The sequence below is a fragment of the Thauera sp. genome, from assembly GCF_034003485.1.
Taxonomy (GTDB): Bacteria; Pseudomonadota; Gammaproteobacteria; order Burkholderiales; family Rhodocyclaceae; genus Thauera.
The window spans coordinates 1-16,314 of sequence record NZ_JAVEYL010000011.1; the positions used below are offsets into that span (position 1 = coordinate 1).

Genomic DNA, 16,314 nt, shown 5'->3' on the forward strand with positions numbered 1-16,314 from the left:
CCCGCGCCGCCCTCCGCCTCGGCGCTCGTGAAGTTGGCGACCCCCACCCCGGCCCCGCGACTGGAAACGTGGGTGCGGCTCGATGGAGGAACCCCTTTGGGGCTTCAGCGTTCGTTCGCTTTCTGCATTGCTTGTTCGAGGTCGGCGATCAGGTCGTCGGGGTCTTCGATGCCGACGGAGATCCGGAGCAGGTCGAGCGGGCAGCGCGTGCCGGGGCCCTCGATCGGGCCGCGGTGCTCGATGAGGCTCTCGACCGAGCCCAGGGAGGTTGCACGGCGGAATATCTTTACGGCGCCTGCGACCCGGCGCGCGGCCGCTTCGCCGCCTTTCACGCGCAGCGACAGCATGGCGCCGAAGCCGCCGTCCATCTGGCGGCAGGCGATGTCGTGGCCGGGGTGTGCGGGGAGGCCGGGGTAGAGGACCGCGAGCAGCGCGGGGTGGTGCTCGAAATGCTGCGCGATGCGCAGCGCCGAGGCAGCGGCGGTGCGCACGCGCGGGAAGAGCGTGCGCAGGCCGCGGTTGAGCAGCCAGGCCTCGAAGGGGCCGAGCACCGCGCCGCCGGCGGCGCGCGCGGTCTTGATGCGCGTCCAGAAGTCGTCGGTGGAGCGGGTCACCAGCACGCCGGCGACCACATCGGAGTGGCCGTTGAGGTATTTGGTCGCCGAGTGCATCACCACGTCGGCGCCGAGCGCGAGCGGGCGGGTGAACACCGGGGTCGGTACCGTGGAGTCGACCACCAGGTGGGCGCCGGCGGTGTGGGCGAGCTTTGCAGCGCGGGCGATGTCGGTGATCTCCCAGGTCGGATTGGCGGGGGTTTCCACCCACACCAGGTCGGCGGGGCGCTGCAGCAGCGCGGCGAGTTCGGCGCCGTCGGCGTAGAAGTCGAGGCCGATCTGCCAGGTGGCGGCAAAGCCGATCATCCAGTTGCGCAGCGACCAGTACATGTCGTGCGGGGCGACGATGCGCGCACCGGGCTTCAGCGCCAGCAGCACCGCGGAGGCCGCGGCCATGCCGGAGGCGAAGAGCGCGGCCTCGGCGCCACCTTCGAGTTTGCACAGCAGGGCTTCGGCGGGGTCGTAGGCCGGGCTGGCGTCGCGCGCGTAGATACGCCCACCGGGGAGGGTGCCGTCTTCGGTGCGCTCGAAGGTGGTCGCCATGTGGATCGGCGGCACGATGTCGCGGTGCGGCATCGTGGTCGCGCCGAGGCCCTGGGCGGCGAGGGTGGCGGGGGAGAAGGTGTCGTCGTGCTGCATGATGCGCAGTCCTTGCGGGCGAGAGGCGTTGAAGACGATGAGCCGATGATCGGAGCGGTGCGTCTGGAGCAGAGCGGGGCGGGGCGGGCTGTCTGCGTGAGGCGAGGGCTCATCCTCGCGCCGTGGGAGCGGGCTTGCCCGCGAAAGTGGCGCTCGGTTTTGCGACATTCGCGGGCAAGCCCGCTCCCACAGAGCGTTGCTCCCACGACATTTGCGGGCAGGCCTGCTGCGGTCGGGGGGCTTGTTTCTTCGGGTGATCGTTCTGAGGTGCCGAGAGCCTACAAGCTCGTCTTGTTGGTGTCGAGTCGGCGGCGCGGGTAAGATCGCAAGCTTTTTTCCAGCTCGGGCACCCTCCGTGATCCGCATCGAAAACCTGCGCAAGACCTACCGTGCCGCCGACGGCCGCGAGGTGGAGGCGCTTGCCGACATCGAGCTCGAGATCGGCGCCGGCGAAGTGTTCGGCATCATCGGCCGCTCGGGCGCGGGCAAGAGCACGCTGATCCGTACGCTGAACCTGCTCGAGCGCCCCTCGGCCGGCCGTGTGCTGATCGACGGCGAGGACATCACGACGCTTGACAGCGAAGGCCTGTACGCGCTGCGCCGGCGCGTGGGCATGATCTTCCAGCACTTCAATCTGCTCAACGCCAAGACCGTCGCCGACAACATCGACTGGCCGCTGAAGGCGACCGGACACACGAATGCCGCCGAGCGTTCGGCCAGGGTGAAGGAGCTGCTGGCGCTGGTCGGGCTGTCCGAGCAGGGGCACAAGTACCCGTCGCAACTGTCGGGCGGGCAGAAGCAGCGCGTGGGCATCGCGCGTGCGCTCGCCAACCGGCCGCGGATCCTGCTGTGCGACGAGGCGACCTCGGCGCTCGACCCCGAGACCACCCAGTCCATCCTGCGCCTGCTGCTCGACATCAACCGCCAGCTCGGGCTCACCATCGTGCTGATTACCCACGAGATGCAGGTCATCCGCACGATCTGCGACCGCGTCGCGGTGATCGACGGCGGGCGCATCGTCGAGGCCGGGAAGGTGGTCGATGTCTTCCTGCATCCGCAGCATCCGGTCACGCGCAGCATGGTGGCGCAGAGCGACGCGCTCGCCGCGGCGAGCTTCGACCCGGCGCATGTCTACATGAAGGACAAGCTGCGCGGCAGGCTGGTGCGCCTGACCTACATCGGCGACGTGACCTACCAGCCGATCCTGAGCCGCATCATGGCCGGCGCGAAGGTGCAGGTGACGATCCTGCAGGGCGAGGTCTCCAGCATCAAGGACGTGCCCTTCGGCCAGCTCCTGCTCGAGCTCGAAGGCAGCGAGGACGACATCCGCGCGGTGTTCGCCGAGCTCGACCGCCACCAGATCCACCACGAGGTGCTGCAGTAATGGACCTGTCCGTCATCGACTGGAGCGACATCTGGCTGGCGACCTGGGAGACCCTGGTCATGACCGGCGTGTCGCTGTTCTTCACCATCCTGCTCGGCCTGCCGCTGGGCATCCTGCTGTTCGTCACTGCCAAGCGCCAGCTGCTGGAGCAGGGCTTCGTCTACACGGTGCTGTCGTTCGTGGTGAACGTGCTGCGCTCGGTGCCCTTCCTGATCCTGCTGATAGTGATGATCCCGGTCACGGTGATCCTGATCGGCACCTCGCTCGGCGTCGAGGGCGCGATCCCGCCGCTGGTGGTGGGCACCGCGCCCTTCTTCGCGCGCCTGGTCGAGAACGTGCTGCGTGAGGTCGACCGCGGCGTGATCGAGGCCTGCCAGGCGATGGGCATCCGCAACTCGCGCATCATCTTCGGCGCGCTGCTGCCCGAGGCCCTGCCCGGGCTGATCGCCGCGGTGACCGTGACGGCGATCACCTTGATGTCCTATGCTGCAATGTCCGGCGTGATCGGCGGCGGTGGCCTCGGCGACCTCGCGATCCGTTTCGGCTATCAGCGCTTCCAGACCGAGGTGATGGTGATCACCGTTGCCCTGCTGGTCGTGCTCGTCCAGATCATCCAGTACTCGGGCGACCGCCTGGTGCTGTATTTCACCCGCAAGTGATCCTCACGAAGGAGACTTCAACGATGTCGTTTACCCTGCGCAAACTCCTGGCGGCCGCCCTCGGCACGCTGACCCTGGCCGCCGGCACCGCCGCCGTGGCCGCCGACCGCCTGGTCATCGCCGCCACCCCGGTGCCGCACGCCGAGATCCTCGAGTTCGTCAAGCCGATGCTGGCCAAGGACGGCGTGGAGCTCGAGGTGAAGGTGTTCACCGACTACGTCCAGCCCTCGATGCAGACCAACGAGAAGCGCGTCGACGGCAACTTCTTCCTGCACCAGCCCTACCTCGACGAGTTCAAGAAGAAGCAGAAGAACGACATCCAGGTCGTGGTGGCCAAGGTGCACGTCGAGCCGCTCGGTGCCTACTCGGGCAAGCACAAGGCGGTGGCCGACATCCCTGACGGCGGGACGGTTGCGATCCCGAACGACCCGTCCAACTCCGGTCGTGCGCTGCTGCTGATGGCCAAGAACGGGCTGATCACGCTCAAGGATCTGAACAACATCTCGGCCACGCAGAAGGACATCGCCGAGAATCCGAAGAAGCTCAAGATCCGCGAGCTCGAGGCTGCGACCCTGCCGCGCATCCTCAACCAGGTCGACCTGGCGGTGATCAACACCAACTACGCGATCGAGGCCAAGCTCAACCCGCTGACGGACTCGCTCTTCATCGAGGATGCCAGCTCGCCCTACGCCAACCTGCTGGTGGCGCACGAGGAGAGCGCGAACACCGAGGCGATGAAGAAGCTCGCCGCTGCGCTGAATTCGCCTGAGGTGAGGCAGTTCATCGCCGACAAGTACAAGGGCGCGGTGGTGCCGGCGTTCTGATCGGCATCTGAGGATCGCGCAGCCCGATCGCGGCGCTCATGAAGCAAGAGGCCTGCAGTCCCGTGTCCGGGGTGCAGGCCTTTTTGCTTGCTTGGGGCGCGCGTTCGCGGGCAAGCCCGCTCCCACAGTGCCGGAGGCGCGCAGATGGCGGAGTGTCTCCAACCTCGTGGGAGCGGGCTCGCCCGCGAATGCTGAGCCTGAACGGCTTGCCCCGAGGCTTGTGGGGCGTCGCAAGGCCAGGTGCGGGTGCCTCAGGGCCAGGCGCGGGCGCCGAACATCATTCGGCGCGCAACGAAATGGCGCAGCGGGGGGATCAGGTCGAGGGCGAACAGCGCGGCGCCGCGCGCGTGGCGCAGCGGGGCGAAGTCGTTGCTGAACACGCGCACCAGGGTGTCGGTGAAGCGGATCGTGCCGAGGCGGTCGAGGCCGCGGGCTGCGGCGTAGGCTGCGAGCACCTCGGCCCGACCGGGGTCGAAGGACATGGAGACTTGTGCCCCGGGGTTCGCCGTGTGCGAGCCCGAGGATTGCCCGGGTGAAGCGATCGGGCTGGCATGCGAGCGCGCCGCGGCAGCGAAGTGTGCGTCGCGCTGCTTGAGCAGCGTGTCGGCCAGCGCCCATACATCACGAAGCGCGAGGTTGAAGCCCTGGCCCGCGACCGGGTGCAGCGTCTGCGCGGCGTTGCCCAGCCACACCGTGCGCTGGGCGATGGTCGAGCGCCGGTAACGCAGCACCAGCGGATAGCGCAGGCGCGTGCCCACGCCGGTCAGCCGTGCGCGGCCGCCGATGTGGGCCTGCAGGCGGCCGAGGTAGGCGGCGTCGTCGAGCGCGAGCAGTTCGTCGGCAGTGTCCGGGCGGGCGACATGCACCAGCGCGTAGCCTTCGCCCTTGGGCAGCAGCGCAACCGGGCCCTGCGGGGTGAAGCGCTCGAAGGCGGCGTGGCGATGGCCGCCCGCGACCTGCACGTCGGCGATCAGTGCGTGCTGGTCGTAGTCGTGCTCGACCACGTTGGGGTCGCCCGCGCGCAGGCCGCCTTCTGCGCAGGCGGCAAGGCGCGTACGCAGCGTGGGCGCGGGGCGGCCGGCGCCGGCGAGGCTGGCGATCACGTCGCTCTCGCCGGCGGCCAGGTTGGTGATCTCGGTTTCGTCGAACACGGGGATGCCAGCCGCGTCCACCGCCTTGCGCAGGGCGGCGGCGAGCGCGCCGGCCGAGGCAACGTAGCCGAGCGCGGGCATATCGTGTTCGGCGGCGTCGATCAGGGTGCGCCCTAGCCCGCCCTGGTGCGAGATGTGGATGTGCTGGATCGCGGTGGTCGGCAGCCCATCCCACACGCCGAGGCGCTGCAGCGTAAGCCGGGTGCCGTGGGCGAGCGCGAGGTCGCGCGGGTCCCTTGTCACCGCGTCGCGCGTGCGTGTGTCGGCGAGCACGATGTCGAGGCCGGCGTCCTTCAGCGCGAGCGCCAGCGCCAGACCGACCGGGCCGGCGCCGACGATCAGCAGGTCATGGACGCGGTCGGGGGTGTCGTCAGCCATGGCGAGTGTCTCGCATCAGCGCCTCGATCTCTGCGACCGCCTTGGGCACGTCCCCGGTGATCAGCTCGCAGCCGTCGGCGGTGACGACCGCGTCGTCCTCGATGCGGATGCCGATGTTCCAGAAGGCCTCGGGCACATCGTCGGCCGGGCGGATGTAGCAGCCGGGCTCGATGGTCAGCACCATGCCCTCGGTGAGCGGGCGCCAGTCGCCGCCGAGCTTGTATTCGCCCGCGTCATGGACGTCCATGCCGAGCCAGTGGCCGGTGCGGTGCATATAGAAGCGGCGGTAGTCGCCGTTCTCGAGAACGCCGTCCAGGCTGCCCTTGATGAGGCCGAGGTCGAGCATGCCCTGGGCGAGCACCTTCACCGCGGCGTCGTGCGGCTGGTTCCAGTGCGCGCCGGGGCGGGTGGCGGTGCGCGCAGCGGCCTGGGCGGCGAGGACGATTTCGTAAACCTCGCGCTGCGGGCCGGAGAAGCGGCCGTTCACCGGGAAGGTCCGGGTGATGTCGGAGGCGTAGCCGTCGAGCTCGCAGCCGGCGTCGATCAGCAGCAGGTCGCCGTCTTTGAGGCGCTGATCGTTTTCGACGTAGTGCAGCACGCAGGCGTTGGCGCCGCCGGCGACGATGCTGGTGTAGGCGGGCGCCTGGCTGCCAGCGGCGCGGAAGGCGTGCAGCAGCTCGGCTTCGATCTCGAATTCGAAGTGGCCCGCGCGGGTGGCGCGCATGGCGCGGCAGTGCGCGGCGGCGGAGATCTGCGCGGCGCGGCGCATGGTTGCAAGCTCGGAAGCGTCCTTGACGAGGCGCATCTCGTCGAGCTCGGCGCGCAGGTCGCGCACCGAATGCGGCGGGGTGAGGCCGCTGCGGGCCTTGTCGCGCACGGCGTTGAGCGCGCCGAGCACGCGTGCGTCCCAGTCGTTGTCGTAGCCGAGGCTGGTCCATAGCAGGGGCTGGTCGGCGAGGTAGTCGGGCAGGCGCTTTTCGAGGTCGCCGATGGTCCAGGCTTCGTCGAAGCCATAGGCTTCGCGCGCGGCCTCGGGGCCCCAGCGGTAGCCGTCCCAGATCTCGCGTTCTTCGTTCTTTTCGCGGCAGAACAGGATCTGCTTGGGCTCCTTGCCGGCGACGAGCACAACGACGGCCTCGGGTTCGCGGAAGGCGGTGAGGTAGTAGAAGTAGCTGTCATGGCGGTAGGGGTAGTGGGCGTCGCGGTTGCGCACGCGCTCGGGGGCGGTGGGCAGGATGGCGACGCCGCCGCCGGCGGCCTGCATGCGCTGCATGAGGCGGGCGCGGCGGGCGCGGAAGGGGGCGGTGTCCATGGGGGTGGTGCCGGGTGCGTTCATGGGAGGAATTATCTCACGCGGAGGGAGTGGGGGCAGGTCGGTGGCGAGCATGAGGTGGGTGGGGCTTCTGGCGGCTCATCGGATGATATGGATCGCGTTCGTCGTGGGAAGTGCCGGGCGCGGAGCATGGGGGGGCGGGTGCTGGTCCGCTTGGGTTGGTATGTGGCGCGGTGGCACGTGGCGCGGGCTGGTCGGCGGCGGGACGGGGCGGGCGTGTGGCGGGCAGACGTTCGCGGCCTTCGGCTTCCCGATCCGGCGAACGTTCGCGGGGCGGCGATGCAAACTCGCTCGCTGCGCTCGCTCAGACATGCATCGCCTTGTTTCCCCGCGAACGCCCGCCGGATCGGCGCTCTCGACAGCCCGCCCCCCGCCCGCCCCATCCCGCCGCCTGCGTGGGCAAGCTCGCCACCTCCCATGTAGGAGCGCCGGAAGGTGCGAATGGGGGGATGGTCGGCGGATGGGCAAATGGGCAGAGGGTGGACGATGAGCGTCGCCGGAAAGCGGGCCGCCAGGTTCGCGCCTTCTGGCGCTCGCGCAGGAAAACCATCGCGGAGGGGTTCCGCAGCCGGTTCAGTCCCGCGCGCGCACCAGTTCTCGATCGAGTTCGGCCAGGCGCTCTGGCGTGCCGACGTCGATCCAGCGGCCGGTGTGGTGCTGGCCGGTGACTTGGCCGGCGGTCATCGCCGTGCGCAGCAGGGGGGCGAGCTTGGCGGGGGTGTTGTCGGCGAGGTCGGCGAACAGGGTGGGGTGGTAGGCGCCGAGGCCGGAGAAGGTCAGGCGCGGCTGGCCGTCGGTGTGGATGCGGCCTGCGGTGCCGAGGTGGAAGTCGCCTTCGGGGTGGTGCTCGGGGTTGTCCACCAGCAGCAGGTGGGCGAGCGGGCCGTCTGCGCGCAGCTTTTCGGCTGCGGTGCGCAGCGCGGTGAAGTCGGCGTCGCAGAAGACGTCGCCGTTGACGACGACGAAGGGCGCGTCGCCGAGCAGCGGCAGGGCGTGGCGGATGCCGCCGGCGGTTTCCAGGGCGCTGGCTTCGGGTGACCAGGCGATGCGCACGCCGAAGGCGGCGCCGTCGCCCAGCGCTTGTTCCAGCCGGTGGCCGAGGTGGGCGTGGTTGATGACGAGCTCGGTGAAGCCGGCGGCGCGCAGGCGCTCGATGTGCCACACGATGAGGGGCTTGCCGCCGGCTGGCAGCAGGGGCTTGGGGGTGTGGTCGGTGAGCGGGCGCATGCGCTCGCCGCGGCCGGCGGCGAGGATCATGGCGCGGGGGTGGGCCATCAGAAGGTGTAGCCGACCTGGGTCTGCTCGGGCTCGAGGCGGTCGAGCAGCTTCAACAGCGGGCCGAGGTCGCGGTAGCGTTTGCAGGCGCGGCGCAGGTAGTCCATCACCAGCGGCATGTCGGCGAGGTAGCCCTCCTTGCCGTCGCGGTGATAGAGACGCGCGAAAATGCCGAGCACCTTGATGTGGCGCTGCACGCCCATCCACTCGAAGTCGCGGTGGAAGTCGGCGAATTCCGCGCGCACGGGCAGACCGAGCTTTCTGGCCGTCTCCCAGTAGCGGATCAGCATGTCGAGCACGAAGTCTTCGTCCCAGCGGATGTAGGCGTCCTTGAACAGCGACACCAGGTCGTAGGAGATGGGGCCGTAGACCGCGTCCTGGAAGTCGATGATGCCGGGGTTGGCACCGAGGCCGTCGGAAGGCTCGAGCAGCATCAAGTTGCGCGAGTGGTAGTCGCGATGCACGAAGACCTGCGGCTCGGCGAGGTTGACCGCGAGGATGCGCTCGAACACGGTGTTGAGCTTGGCGGTTTCGGCATCGGTGAGGGTGACGCCCTTGTGGCGGGCGATGTACCACTCGGGGAAGAGCTGCAGCTCGCGCAGCAGCAGCGCGCGGTCGTACTCGGGCAGCACGTCGGGGCGGCTCGCACTCTGGATGGCGGCGAGCGCGCCGAGCGCGTCGGCGTAGAGGTGGGCGGCGCGGTGGAGGTCGGGCTCCTGGCCCGCGGGGGGCTGCAGGGCGTTCAGGTAGGTGGTCGAGCCGAGGTCGGAGAGCAGCAGGAAGCCCTGGTCGAGGTCCTGCGCGAGCACCTCGGGTACGTGGGCGCCGGCGGCGCGGAAGAGTTCGGCCACGTGCAGCCAGGGGCGCACGTCTTCCTTTTCGGGCGGGGCGTCCATGACGATGCGGGACGGGCTGCCATCGGCGAAGCTGGCGCGAAAGTAGCGCCGGAAGCTCGCGTCGGCCGAGGCCGGGGCGAGGTCGAAGGGCTGGCCGGGCAGGGTTGCGGCGAGCCAGGCCCTGAGTTGTTCGAGACGATGCAAACCGGTTCTCCGCGGACGTTCGTGTAGAATCCGCGAGTTTATCAATACGGTGGTCCGGGTGTGCAGTCGTGCATGCCGGGCAATCGCAAAGGCTTGATCCGCATGGCTCCCCGTATGGCTCCAAACGCGCGCATTCGTCTGATTCCGCTGCTGCTGCTCTGCATGTCGGGCGCGAGTCTCGCAGAGTCCTTGCCGCCGCTTAAGGTGTCGCCCGATCTGCTGCGCACGTCGCGGCCTGCGCCGGCGAAGGCATCCGTGCCGGTGGTCGAGCGCGCCGTGAAGGCGGTCGACTCCACACCGGCAACCGATGCAGTGCCCGCTGTTCCGGCAGCGAAGGCGGTTGGGGCTGGCGCAGAGCCGTCGTCCGGTGCCGACTCGACGGCTGTGCATTCGTCTGCAGTCGAGACCTCTGAGGAGCAGGCTTCAACGGCGGCGCCGCTGCCGGTCGGCACCACCGCCATCAGCGCGCTGCGCATCCACGGTTCGCGCAGCATCGAACTCGTCGCCGAGGGCGACGCCGAGCTGCAGCGCGACGACACCGTGCTCACCGCCGATAAGGTCACCTACCGCGAGCCGACCGACGAGGTGGTGGCCGAAGGCAACGTCGTGCTCAGCCGCGGCACCGACACCATCCGCGGGCCGCAGGCGACGTTGGTGGTGGGGGACCGCACGGGGCGCTTCGAGTCGCCGCAGTACCAGCTTTCCCGCGCCCGCGGCCCCGTCCTGGCCGGCGATGCGCCACGCTCGGTGTCGGGTAGCGGCGAGGCCGACGTGCTGAACCTCGAGGGCGAGAACCAGTACAGCCTGAAGAACGCCACGTGGACGACCTGCAGCCCGACCGACCCCGACTGGTACATCAAGGCGCGCGAACTCGAACTCGACTACGACCGCGAGGTCGGCACCGCGCATGGCGCCTCGATCGTGTTCATGGACACGCCGATCTTCTGGATGCCGTGGGCCGAGTTCCCGCTCAACGGGCAGCGTCAGTCAGGCTTCCTGCCGCCGACCTTCGGCTCGTCGAACAAGACCGGTGTCGACTTCACCCAGCCCTACTACTGGAACATCGCCCCCAACTACGATGCCACCGTCGCCCCCCGCATCATGAGCCGGCGCGGCCTGCAGGTCGGTGGCGAAGTGCGTTACCTGGGGGAGGACTACCAGGGCACGACGCGTGTCGAGTGGATGCCGGAAGACAAGGTGACGGGCGAAGAGCGTCGGCTCGGGTCGATCCAGCACCAGCATCGGTTTGCGCCGAATCTGTACGGTACGCTGGATCTGAACGCTGTGTCCGATGACGATTACTTCGAGGATCTGTCCTCCAACATCGGCGTCGCATCACGAGTCAACCTGCTGCGCGAGGGCCGACTGATCTACGCGGGCGGCTGGTGGTCCGCATCCGCCCTGGTTCAGCGTTACCAGACACTCAGCCCAGAGGGCGAGGCGCCCAACGCCGAGCCCTATCGGCGCTTGCCGCAGATTGCGCTCAATGCGTACCGTGCGGACCTTGTGGGTGGTCTGGCGGCCACGCTGGAAAGCGAGGTCACCCGCTTCGCGCACGCGAATCCGGACGCTAACGACGAGGCGACCCGCTTCGTTGCTTATCCGCAATTGTCGCTGCCGCTGCAGGGCGCCTCGTGGTTCGTGACCCCGAAGGCCGGCGTGCACTACAGCAGTTACGACGTCGATCGTGCCAAGGCGAATGAGGCCAAGCCGAATTCGATCACGCGCAGCCTGCCGATCATGTCGCTCGATTCCGGCCTGTTCTTCGAGCGTGAGACAAACATCTTCGGGGGCGACTATGTGCAGACGCTGGAGCCGCGTCTGTTCTACCTGCGTGTTCAGGACAAGGACCAGACTCAGATCCCGGTCTTCGACAGCAATCGCTTCGACGTGGGTTTTGCGCAGATCTTCTCTGAAAACCGTTTCTCGGGCAGCGACCGCATCGGCGACGCCAACGACCTGACCGCGGCGGTGACGACACGCTTCATCGATTCGGATACGGGTGTCGAGCGCCTGCGTGCGCTGTTGGGGCAGCGCTATTATTTCTCGGATCAGCAGGTTTATCTGTTCGACGAGAGTGAGCTACGCCGTGCCGGGCGCGGCAACGAGATCCTGGCTGGCCTGGGGGGCCAGATCAACAAGCGGGTCTCGGTCGACTCGTACATGCAATTCAACACCGAAACCAGTCAGACCGAGCGCCTGAATGCCAACATCCGCTATCAGGCCGGCTTTGCTAGAACGCTGAACCTCAGCTACCGGTACGCGCCCAAGCTGCCAGTCGACAGGGGTGTTGTCGGCCTCGAAGACATCGACGTCTCCGGCCAGTGGCCGATCGCGCGCAACTGGTACGGTGTCGGCCGCGTGACCCACTCCCTCAAGGACAACCGCGTCACCGAAGCCGTCGCCGGTCTCGAATACGATGGCGGCTGCTGGGTGTTCCGCACCGCAATGCACCGCTTCGCCATCGACGAGAACGACGTTACCAATGCCATCTTCGTCCAGCTCGAACTCAACGACCTCGCCGGCATCGGCTCCAACCCGCTCAGCCTGATCAAGCGCAGCGTGCCGGGCTATGGCAAGATCAACGACTCCTCCGCCGACCGGGTGTTCGGTGCCGAGTGAGTCCCGCTCCGCGAATCCACAGCGAATGAACATGACCCGTCTCTTTCTCCATACCCGTGTCGCGCTGGCCATCGGCCTGGCGGCGGCGACGATCGCAATGCCCGTCCACCCCGCGCCGCGCGCGGTCGAAGTCGATCGCATCGTCGCGGTCGTCAACAGCGAAGTGATCACGTCCCTGCAACTGCGCGCCCGCATCGAGCAGGCCAAGCGCCAGCTCGCCCGCCAGGGCGTCGAGTTGCCGCCCGACAACGTACTCGAGCGCCAGTTGCTCGAGCGCCTGATCGTCGAGCGCGCGCAGGTCCAGCTTGCGCAGGAGACCTCGTTGCGGGTGGACGACGCCACGCTCGAGCGTGCGATCGAGCGCATCGCGGGCAACAACAAGCTGTCGGTCGAGCAACTGCGGACGACGCTCGAAACGGACGGCGTCGCCTGGAACCGCTTCCGCGACGAGATCCGCACCGAGATCCTGCTCACCCGCCTGCGCGAGCGCGAGGTCGACAGCCGCGTGGTCGTCACCGACGCCGAGATCGACAACTTCATCGCCAACAACCCGGATGCGTTCTCCGGTCAGGAGTTCTCGGTCGCGCACATCCTGCTGCGCACGCCCGAAGGCGCCACGCCGCAGCAGATCGAGGCGGTGGCGCGGCGTGCAGAGCAGGTCATGGTGCGTCTGCGCTCGGGTGAGGACTTTGCCCGCGTGGCGGCCGAAGTGTCGGATGCACCGGACGGCCTGTCGGGCGGCGCCCTGGGCTGGCGCCCGCTCGATCGTCTGCCGGGGCTGTTCGCCGACGCAGTGCGTCGCATGCAGCCGGGGGAGACTTCGCCGATCCTGCGCAGCGCGGCCGGCCTGCACATCGTGCGTCTGGTCGAGCGTCGCGGCGGTGGCGCCGAGGCGGTACAGCAGCTCGAGCAGACCCGCGCGCGACACATCCTGATCAAGACCTCCGAGGTGCTCTCCGATACCGACGCCGAGACGCGTCTGCTGGCGATCCGCGAGCGCGTGGTCAACGGGGCCGATTTCGGCGAGCTCGCCAAGGCCAGCTCGGCCGACCTGTCCGCCGCCAAGGGTGGCGATCTGGGCTGGCTGAACCCGGGCGACACGGTCCCTGAATTCGAGCGTGCGATGAACGCGCTGCAGGCGGGCGAGGTGAGCCCGCCGGTGCGCTCGCCCTTTGGCTGGCACCTGATCCAGGTGATGGAGCGTCGCGTGCAGGACGTCACCGACGAGCGCAAGCGTTCGGCGGCACGCCAGGCCCTGCGCGAGCGCAAGGCCGAACAGGCCTACGAGGACTGGGTGCGGCAACTGCGCGACAGCACCTACGTCGACTACCGCCTAGAGCGCGAATGAGCGTCGCCGCAGGCACGCCGTCGCCGAGCGCCGCGCTCGGCGCGCAGCGGCCGATCGTCGCCATCACCAGCGGTGAGCCTGCCGGTGTCGGCCCGGAGCTGTGCCTGCGTATCGTCGAGCGTGAATGGCCGGTTCGGCTGGTGGTGCTCGGCGACATCGAGCTGATGCGCGCGCGCGCGGCAGCGCTGGGCTGCCGCGTGCGAATCGTCCCCTTCGATGCCGACGTGGCGGCAGCGCCGGATACGGTCGAGGTCATCCACCAGGGGCTCGCCCGTCCTGCGGTTGCCGGCAAGCTCGATCCTGCCAACGGCGCCTACGTCCTGCGCCTGCTCGATCATGCGATCGAGGCCTGCCTCGACGGTCGCTTCGCGGCGATGGTCACCGCGCCGGTGCACAAGGGCGTGATCTGCGAGGGCCTGGGCGCGCACGACACCATGCCCTTCACCGGCCACACCGAATACCTCGCCGAGCACACCGGCACGCCGCGGGTGGTGATGATGCTGGTGGGAGGTGGCCTGCGCGTGGCGCTGGTGACCACCCACCTGCCGCTCGCCGCAGTGCCGGCGGCGATCACGCCGCAGGCGCTGGAAGAAACCCTGCGCATCCTGCACGCCGACCTCGTCCATCACTTCGGGCTCGAGTCGCCACGCATCCTCGTCGCCGGCCTCAACCCGCACGCGGGCGAGGGCGGCCACATGGGGCGCGAGGAAATCGACGTCATCATCCCGGTGCTCGAGCGCCTGCGCGCCGAAGGCATGCAGCTCGTCGGCCCGCTGCCGGCCGATACCTTGTTCGTGCCGCACACGCTCGCGCACGGCGACGCGGTGCTGGCGATGTACCACGATCAGGGTCTGCCGGTGCTCAAGCACGCCAGCTTTGGCGGCGGCGTCAATGTCACGCTCGGCCTGCCCATCATCCGCACCTCGGTCGACCACGGCACCGCGCTCGACCTCGCCGGCAGTGGTCGCGCCGACGCGGGCAGCCTGTTTGCCGCGATCGAACTCGCGATCGCCATGGCTGCCGCCCGCGCCACCGCGCGTGCCGCGGCCTGATCCGGCGCACAAAGGATTTCCATGCACGACCTAGAAACAGACGGCCATCGCGCACGCAAGCGCTTCGGCCAGAACTTCCTGTCCGACCCCAACATCATCCGCAAGATCATCGACGGCATCCGCCCGCAGCCGGGCGAGCTGATGGTGGAGATCGGCCCCGGCCTGGGGGCGATGACCGCGCCGCTGATCGAGCGCCTCGGTCACCTGCACGTGGTCGAGATCGACCGCGATCTCATCGCCCGCCTGCACGAGCGCTACACCGCCGAGCAACTGACGGTGCATGAGGGCGATGCGCTCAAGTTCGACTTCGGCAGCCTGTGCGGCAGCCAGGACGCCGGTGCCGAGCCCTCGCTGCGCATCGTCGGCAACCTGCCGTACAACATTTCCACGCCGATCCTGTTCCACCTCGCCGGCTTTGCCGACAAGGTCAAGGACATGACCTTCATGCTGCAGAAGGAGGTGGTGATGCGCATGGTGGCCGAGCCGGGTACCGAGGAATACGGCCGGCTGTCGGTGATGCTCCAGTACCGCTTCCGGATGGGGCGGCTGTTCGACGTGCCGCCGGGCGCCTTCCGGCCGGCGCCCAAGGTGATGTCGAGCATCGTGCGCCTGGCGCCGCTGCCGGCGGATCGACTGGGCGCGAAGGATGAGGACCTGTTCAGCCGCATCGTCACCGCTGCGTTCGGTCAGCGTCGCAAGACCTTGCGCAACACGCTGCGTGCGTTCCTGGACGAGGCCGACTTCGATGCGGTGGGCATCGACCCGGGCCTGCGCGGCGAGAGGCTGTCGGTGGAGCAGTACGTCGCCATCGCCAACCACTGCGCCTCGCGCGGCTGAGATAGTGCGTCGGGCGCGGCTCGCAGCGCAGACCGCGCCCTCAGCGCGCCCTCAGGTTGGCGGCGTGGCCGCCAGACCCGAAGGCAGGCTGCTTACTTCTTGCTCAGCGGGCAGGTGTTCATGCCGAACAGCGTGTAGGCCGGGCACCAGCCGAGCAGGCCGGTAGCGAGCGGGACCACGCCGATCCAGGCCCACACCGGGCCGCCCATCAGCGCCCAGGCGATCAGAGCGATGCCTGCAAGGATGCGGATGATCTTGTCGATGCCGCCAACGTTGGTTTTCATGGTGTTCTCCTGAATGGAATGGGGTAGTGGCGCGATTGGATCACGCCAGCATGACCACCGTCTGTAACCATGGTTACACAGCCCTTACAGGATAGGTGCGCGCGCCCCGTTTTCCAAACGGCATCGACGCCCGGCCCCCGCGTGCGCAGACCGGCGCAGCGCGGTCGTCAGGCCTTGCCCGAGCCTTCGCTGGAGAGCCGGCGCAGCCCCGCGGGGTCCAGGATCTCGAGCTGTTCGCGGCCAAGTTTCACCAGACCCTGATCGGCGAAGCTCTTGAGCAGGCGGCTCACGATCTCGCGCACGCTGCCCAGTTCGTCGGCGAGCTGCTGGTGAGTGATGTGGAGCAAGCGGCCCTTGCCCAGGAGCAGGGCCGCGAGGCGCTGGTCGAGCTTGCGGAAGGCGACTTCCTCGATCAACTGCATCAGGTCGGCGATGCGCTCGGCGAAAAGGTGGAAAACGAAGTCGCGGAACGGACGCTCGCCCATCAGCTCGTCGAACACGGGCTTTGGCAGCAGCATCAGCAAGGTGTCTGACTCGGTGACGCCGCGCGCGTTGTAGTCCTCGTGGCCGAGCAGGCAGGACGAGGAGATGATGCACGTTTCGCCCGGGCCGACACGATACAGCGGCAACTCGCGCCCGCTCGGCGCGCACTTGCTGACGCGCACCGTGCCCTCGACGACGAAAGGGAAACCCTCGCAGGCCTGGCGGTCGTCGAACAACATCGCCCCCGACGGCACGCGCATCCACTGCGCGCTGTGCAGCAGGCGGCTGCGTGCGGGGGGCGACAGCGCCGACAGCACCGGGTAGCAGCGCTCGAGGCGCTCGGTTTCGGTCTGAGCCGTCGGTGCGGAGTCGGCGTGCGTGGTCATGGGCG

14 protein-coding genes are annotated in these 16,314 nt (G+C 68.6%); 7 read left to right on the top strand and 7 right to left on the bottom strand.

The features are described from left to right. Nucleotides 1-104 precede the first annotated feature (104 nt). On the bottom strand, nt 105-1,253 hold the full coding sequence (locus RBT54_RS07805; RefSeq protein WP_320365853.1) for a PLP-dependent aspartate aminotransferase family protein: 1,149 nt from the start codon (nt 1,251-1,253) through the stop codon (nt 105-107). A 355-nt stretch (nt 1,254-1,608) separates the two neighbouring features. Between RBT54_RS07805 and RBT54_RS07810 the strand changes: the two genes are divergently transcribed. From RBT54_RS07810 to RBT54_RS07820, 3 genes are read left to right on the top strand one after another with little or no spacing between them, the layout of a single operon-like run. After that, nucleotides 1,609-2,637, top strand: coding sequence for a methionine ABC transporter ATP-binding protein (locus tag RBT54_RS07810; protein WP_320365856.1), 1,029 nt, complete (start codon nt 1,609-1,611; stop codon nt 2,635-2,637). After that, nucleotides 2,637-3,296 carry a methionine ABC transporter permease gene (locus RBT54_RS07815; protein WP_320365858.1) on the top strand — a complete coding sequence of 220 codons (660 nt, stop codon included), beginning with the start codon at nt 2,637-2,639 and terminating at the stop codon, nt 3,294-3,296. The genes RBT54_RS07810 and RBT54_RS07815 overlap by 1 nt, the downstream gene beginning before the upstream one ends. Nucleotides 3,297-3,319: 23 nt before the next feature. Then, entirely contained in the window at nt 3,320-4,120 is an 801-nt protein-coding gene (locus RBT54_RS07820; RefSeq protein ID WP_320365860.1) for a MetQ/NlpA family ABC transporter substrate-binding protein, read from the top strand. A gap of 251 nt (nt 4,121-4,371) precedes the next feature. On the opposite strand, the gene RBT54_RS07825 is transcribed toward RBT54_RS07820, so the two are convergent. The 4 genes from RBT54_RS07825 to RBT54_RS07840 all read right to left on the bottom strand — a co-directional run bounded on the left by RBT54_RS07825 (nt 4,372) and on the right by RBT54_RS07840 (nt 9,297). Then, nucleotides 4,372-5,649, bottom strand: coding sequence for an FAD-dependent monooxygenase (locus tag RBT54_RS07825; protein ID WP_320365862.1), 1,278 nt, complete (start codon nt 5,647-5,649; stop codon nt 4,372-4,374). Continuing rightward, a complete protein-coding gene (locus RBT54_RS07830; protein WP_320365864.1) occupies nt 5,642-6,985 on the bottom strand; it encodes an aminopeptidase P N-terminal domain-containing protein in 1,344 nt (447 codons plus the stop codon). The genes RBT54_RS07825 and RBT54_RS07830 overlap by 8 nt, the downstream gene beginning before the upstream one ends. A 570-nt stretch (nt 6,986-7,555) precedes the next feature. Continuing rightward, nucleotides 7,556-8,239, bottom strand: a complete 684-nt coding sequence (gene murU / locus RBT54_RS07835; RefSeq protein WP_320366088.1) for an N-acetylmuramate alpha-1-phosphate uridylyltransferase MurU — start codon at nt 8,237-8,239, stop codon at nt 7,556-7,558. Between the two features lie 17 nt (nt 8,240-8,256). Beyond that, the gene (locus RBT54_RS07840) at nt 8,257-9,297 is read right to left on the bottom strand and encodes an aminoglycoside phosphotransferase family protein (protein ID WP_320365866.1); all 1,041 of its coding nucleotides are present in this window, start codon (nt 9,295-9,297) and stop codon (nt 8,257-8,259) included. A 102-nt stretch (nt 9,298-9,399) separates the two neighbouring features. Between RBT54_RS07840 and RBT54_RS07845 the strand changes: the two genes are divergently transcribed. From RBT54_RS07845 to rsmA, 4 genes are read left to right on the top strand one after another with little or no spacing between them, the layout of a single operon-like run. Then, nucleotides 9,400-11,919 carry an LPS-assembly protein LptD gene (locus tag RBT54_RS07845; protein WP_320365868.1) on the top strand — a complete coding sequence of 840 codons (2,520 nt, stop codon included), beginning with the start codon at nt 9,400-9,402 and terminating at the stop codon, nt 11,917-11,919. A gap of 31 nt (nt 11,920-11,950) precedes the next feature. Beyond that, entirely contained in the window at nt 11,951-13,267 is a 1,317-nt protein-coding gene (locus RBT54_RS07850) for a peptidylprolyl isomerase (protein ID WP_320366090.1), read from the top strand. After that, nucleotides 13,264-14,319 (top strand): 4-hydroxythreonine-4-phosphate dehydrogenase PdxA, encoded by a 1,056-nt coding sequence (gene pdxA, locus RBT54_RS07855; protein ID WP_320365870.1) that lies wholly within the window; start codon nt 13,264-13,266, stop codon nt 14,317-14,319. Before RBT54_RS07850 ends, pdxA begins: the two co-directional genes overlap by 4 nt. A gap of 21 nt (nt 14,320-14,340) precedes the next feature. Beyond that, entirely contained in the window at nt 14,341-15,156 is an 816-nt protein-coding gene (gene rsmA, locus RBT54_RS07860; RefSeq protein WP_320365872.1) for a 16S rRNA (adenine(1518)-N(6)/adenine(1519)-N(6))-dimethyltransferase RsmA, read from the top strand. A 92-nt stretch (nt 15,157-15,248) separates the two neighbouring features. On the opposite strand, the gene RBT54_RS07865 is transcribed toward rsmA, so the two are convergent. Continuing rightward, on the bottom strand, nt 15,249-15,440 hold the full coding sequence (locus RBT54_RS07865) for a DUF2892 domain-containing protein (protein WP_320365874.1): 192 nt from the start codon (nt 15,438-15,440) through the stop codon (nt 15,249-15,251). A 167-nt stretch (nt 15,441-15,607) separates the two neighbouring features. Next, nucleotides 15,608-16,309: a Crp/Fnr family transcriptional regulator gene (locus RBT54_RS07870; RefSeq protein WP_320365876.1), complete on the bottom strand. Its 702-nt coding sequence runs from the start codon at nt 16,307-16,309 to the stop codon at nt 15,608-15,610. Between the last annotated feature and the right edge of the window lie 5 nt (nt 16,310-16,314).

Bases quoted from the DNA above. Each gene is read 5' to 3' on its own strand.
- RBT54_RS07805 (WP_320365853.1), bottom strand. From the start codon at position 1,253: ATGCAGCACGACGACACCTTCTCCCCCGCCACCCTCGCCGCCCAGGGC.
- RBT54_RS07815 (WP_320365858.1), top strand. From the start codon at position 2,637: ATGGACCTGTCCGTCATCGACTGGAGCGACATCTGGCTGGCGACCTGG.
- RBT54_RS07820 (WP_320365860.1), top strand. From the start codon at position 3,320: ATGTCGTTTACCCTGCGCAAACTCCTGGCGGCCGCCCTCGGCACGCTG.
- RBT54_RS07825 (WP_320365862.1), bottom strand. From the start codon at position 5,649: ATGGCTGACGACACCCCCGACCGCGTCCATGACCTGCTGATCGTCGGC.
- RBT54_RS07830 (WP_320365864.1), bottom strand. From the start codon at position 6,985: ATGAACGCACCCGGCACCACCCCCATGGACACCGCCCCCTTCCGCGCC.
- murU (WP_320366088.1), bottom strand. From the start codon at position 8,239: ATGATCCTCGCCGCCGGCCGCGGCGAGCGCATGCGCCCGCTCACCGAC.
- RBT54_RS07845 (WP_320365868.1), top strand. From the start codon at position 9,400: ATGGCTCCCCGTATGGCTCCAAACGCGCGCATTCGTCTGATTCCGCTG.
- RBT54_RS07850 (WP_320366090.1), top strand. From the start codon at position 11,951: ATGACCCGTCTCTTTCTCCATACCCGTGTCGCGCTGGCCATCGGCCTG.
- pdxA (WP_320365870.1), top strand. From the start codon at position 13,264: ATGAGCGTCGCCGCAGGCACGCCGTCGCCGAGCGCCGCGCTCGGCGCG.
- rsmA (WP_320365872.1), top strand. From the start codon at position 14,341: ATGCACGACCTAGAAACAGACGGCCATCGCGCACGCAAGCGCTTCGGC.
- RBT54_RS07865 (WP_320365874.1), bottom strand. From the start codon at position 15,440: ATGAAAACCAACGTTGGCGGCATCGACAAGATCATCCGCATCCTTGCA.
- RBT54_RS07870 (WP_320365876.1), bottom strand. From the start codon at position 16,309: ATGACCACGCACGCCGACTCCGCACCGACGGCTCAGACCGAAACCGAG.